We start from the raw sequence: 3057 nt of genomic DNA, 5'->3' as shown, positions 1-3057 counted from the left end.
AGATGGTGTCAAAAGTTTGATGATTTACTGAGAACTAAAGCGCAAAAAAGGGAATTCAGACATTATTTAGGAGGATTATTAGGGGAAAGTGAGCGAAAAAATGTATCTCAAATGGCTAAAGACGCAGTAGAGGTCACATACCACAAATTACACCATTTCTTAACTGAAGCAACTTGGTCAGCGAACAAGATAAATGAACGTCGCTTAGAAGTGATGAACAAGTGTAATCAAACGAGAATCAGTAAGGGATTTAGTCTAATTGTTGATGACTCTGGGCATAGAAAAAGTGGTAACTTTACCGCAGCAGTAGGTCGTCAATATATTGGGGAAATTGGGAAAACAGATAATGGCAATGTTGTAGTAACAACTCATCTATATGATGGCCAAAAAAGCTTACCTTTAGACATAGAACTATATCAACATGGTAATTCGTTGCCCGAAGGAAAGAAAGACAGAGAATTCAAGAAAAAACCCACCTTAGCCTTAGAATTAATCGATAAAAGTTTGAAGAGGGGATATCGACCAGGACTAGTATTAATAGATTCGTCCTATGGTAACAACACAACTGTTTTACTCGAACTGGAAAAAAAGAAATTAAAGTATATAGGAGGAATCGCTAAAAATCGTAATATTTTGGTTAAAACTCCATCAAATCAATTAGAAAAAATCAGAGTAGATGAATATGCTCAATGGTTATCTGATGAGGAATTTAAGGAGATTCAAATCCAGGGTGAAAAACCTAGAACCGTCTGGGTAGCAATAATAGAAGCAGAAATATCAAGGCTAGAAGGAATCAGAAAAATAGCTATCGTCATGAGTGCACCAATCTTTGAAGATGCTGAAGATATTGACTACTTACTCACAAATGTTGAGGGAGAAATAGTAACCGAGCAATGGATAGTTCAAACTTATGCTCAGAGAAACTGGATAGAAGTTTTCTATCGAGAAGCCAAGGGATGGTTAGGATTAAAAGAGTATCAAGTTAGAGATAAGAAGAGTTTGGAAAGACATTTTATTCTAGTTTTTTGTGCCTATACTTTTATCCTTTGGCATAAGCTTACTGGAGGTTTAAGAAGACGTTGGGCGAACAAACCTTTGGAGACATTTCCTGAAGCATTAGAAGCTTTTCGTACAGGTATATCTTATCGTTTTGTCCAATGGTTGAACCAAAATCGCGACGTATTCGTAGCTTATAAAGCTAGTTTGGGCTTTGTTTGGGCTTGATTTTTGTTTAAGTACCGCTAATTTTTGTTGCACAAAATTTCCCAATTTTAGCCAGATATCATGAAATTCCGTGACAAACTCGGACAAATTATTCCAGTCTGGTAATGAAAAAAGTGTTTCATTTATTTGGGACAGAATTGACTGGAAGTTATTCATTTTCTGTTGTAAGGAGTCGAAGGTTTAATTAGGTCTTACCTATGTTATTGTGAAACGCACGCTAACAAATCTCTCCTTCCCCACATCTTTTTTCGCTCACCCCCTAGCTACTGACATGGTATTGTCAAGGAATGCATCCCAGTTATGCAATGAGCATAAATACTCAGGTTCAAAGCAGTGAGAGAAGCGTTATGCTTTGAGCATTACCCGCTCGCCCACGAGGACTGTCCTAATGACAAATCAGAAACTAGCGATCGCCTGAAAATGTTTTTTTGAATTCGCCAACAGTCATCATGAATGGCGTTCACCCCTACCAATGAAAATATGATACACTCTCCACTCGGTTGGCACAGAGGTTGACTGACCCTTGGTGCTAGGAGCCTGACCAACAGTCTAACTGGGATACCTTTTAGGCACCCCTCACTGTCGCTTCCCAGAATGGGAAAAGCACGTAAGTCAGAATCTTCAATTTTGGGTATCCACGCCAGCCTTCACCTGAAAACAGGAGAGATTTATGGAAGTTATTTATCCCCGTTGTGCTGGTTTGGACGTTCACAAAAAGACGGTAGTTGCCTGTGCTATAACCCCGACATCAAAAGGAGGATGGCAAAAAGAGATTCAAACATTTTCTACCATGACCGCTGATTTGTTCGAGCTCTCGGATTGGTTATCAGCTCGGAGCTGCACTCACGTGGCAATGGAGAGTACGGGAGAATACTGGAAACCTGTATTCAATATTTTAGAAGCCAATTTTGAGGTGATGTTGGTCAATGCTCAACATATTAAAGCAGTTCCAGGACGGAAGACTGATGTTAAAGATGCTCAATGGATTGCTGAACTTTTGCAACATGGATTAATGCGTCCTAGTTTTATTCCTCCCATTGAGCAGAGAGACTTACGGGATTTAATTCGCCATCGTCGTAATTTTATTCGAGAACGAGTTAACTTGGTCAATCGGATTCAGAAACTGTTAGAAGGAGCCAATATTAAGTTGGCTTCTGTAGCTTCTGATGTCATGGGCGTGTCGGGAAGAGCAATGCTTAAAGCGATCGCCAAAGGTCAAAGCGCTCCCGTATATTTAGCAGATTTAGCTAAAGGTCGCCTTGGCAATAAGCGTGACCAACTCATACAAGCTTTAGAGGGGCGTGTGCGACCTCATCAAAGATTCATTTTATCGGAATTATTATCTCAACTCGACAGCTTGGAAGAAACGCTCGATCGCTTTGACGAAGAGATTAAAAATTACTGTAAACCTTTTGATGAAGCTATAGAACTTCTCGATACTATTCCAGGCATAGGACGTCAAATAGCAGAAATGATTGTTTCCGAAATTGGGATTGATATGAGTCGATTCCCGACAGCTGGTCATTTGGCAGCTTGGGCTGGACTAGCTCCTGGTAATCATGAAAGTGCTGGTAAACGTTTATCCGAAAAAACTCGTCAAGGCAATCGAACTCTACGTTCTGGCTTAGTACAATCAGCTCATGTTGTTTCTCGTTCCCGAAATTATCTCGCAGCTCAGTATCGCCGTATAGCTGCTAGACGTGGCAAGAAACGTGCCTTAGTTGCCGTAGCTCATTCGATTTTGATTATTGCCTATCATATTATTCGGCGTCGAGAACCTTATCAAGATTTGGGAGCTGATTATTTTGATAAACAACGTCCCGAGAAAAACGC

The 3057-nt window shown here is 40.2% G+C and carries 2 protein-coding genes and 1 pseudogene; 2 read left to right on the top strand and 1 reads right to left on the bottom strand.

The window, feature by feature from the left end; translation table 11 throughout:
• Window positions 1-1224 (top strand): IS701 family transposase (locus ACLFKQ_RS11565; RefSeq protein WP_448998431.1); only part of this gene is annotated, 1224 nt, incomplete at its 5' end.
• 18 nt (window positions 1225-1242) lie between these two features.
• Here ACLFKQ_RS11565 and ACLFKQ_RS11560 read toward each other — a convergent pair.
• Window positions 1243-1380: pseudogene (locus ACLFKQ_RS11560) on the bottom strand (ISKra4-like element ISPle2 family transposase); the annotation flags it as partial.
• 514 nt (window positions 1381-1894) lie between these two features.
• On the opposite strand from ACLFKQ_RS11560, the gene ACLFKQ_RS11555 reads away from it, so the two are divergent.
• On the top strand, window positions 1895-3057 hold a 1163-nt coding region (locus ACLFKQ_RS11555), incomplete at its 3' end, for an IS110 family transposase (RefSeq protein WP_448999959.1).

The organism is Myxosarcina sp. GI1(2024), assembly GCF_053543375.1.
This window is presented reverse-complemented; position numbering and strand designations above follow the sequence as displayed.